The organism is Pseudoalteromonas sp. SR45-6, assembly GCF_014163545.1.
In the GTDB taxonomy this organism is placed as follows: Bacteria; Pseudomonadota; Gammaproteobacteria; order Enterobacterales; family Alteromonadaceae; genus Pseudoalteromonas; species Pseudoalteromonas rhizosphaerae.
This window is the reverse complement of record NZ_JACJDM010000190.1, coordinates 1-435: the sequence shown is the minus strand read 5'-3', so window position 1 is coordinate 435 and position 435 is coordinate 1. Positions and strand designations below refer to the sequence as shown.

Here is a 435-nt window from a genome sequence, read left to right as displayed (position 1 = left end):
ATGATCTTGTAGTGCATGACTATATTACTACTTGCTTACAACATATTGCAGAGCAGCCAGATAACCTTGAGCCACTTCTGCCTTGGAACTTTAGCAAAGCTAGGTGTCGTTAGCTATACGCTTACCTTTGATGCGTGGTATCACAATGATAAAACGGGTGCTGCTGCGTATCCTCCTTCAGTGATGCTAAAGATTATTTTACTCGGCTATGCACATGGTTTGGTTAGTAGCCGCCGTATTGCTAAGGCGTGTGAGACGAATATTTTGTTCATGAGTGTGTCGGGTGATATTCAACCTCATTACACATCGATAGCGGGATTCGTGGCCAAAATGCACGAACAGATTGAACCGCTGTTTACGCAAGTACTGATGATATGCGACGAAGAAGGCTTGATAGGGCGTAACATGTTTGCCATTGATGGATGCAAATTGAAA

Annotated in this window: 1 protein-coding gene; it reads left to right on the top strand. The window is 43.4% G+C overall.

Annotation, left to right across the window (positions count from 1 at the left end):
* Positions 1-66 precede the first annotated feature (66 nt).
* On the top strand, positions 67-435 hold a 369-nt coding region (locus H5158_RS22845; protein ID WP_259399485.1), incomplete at its 3' end, for a transposase.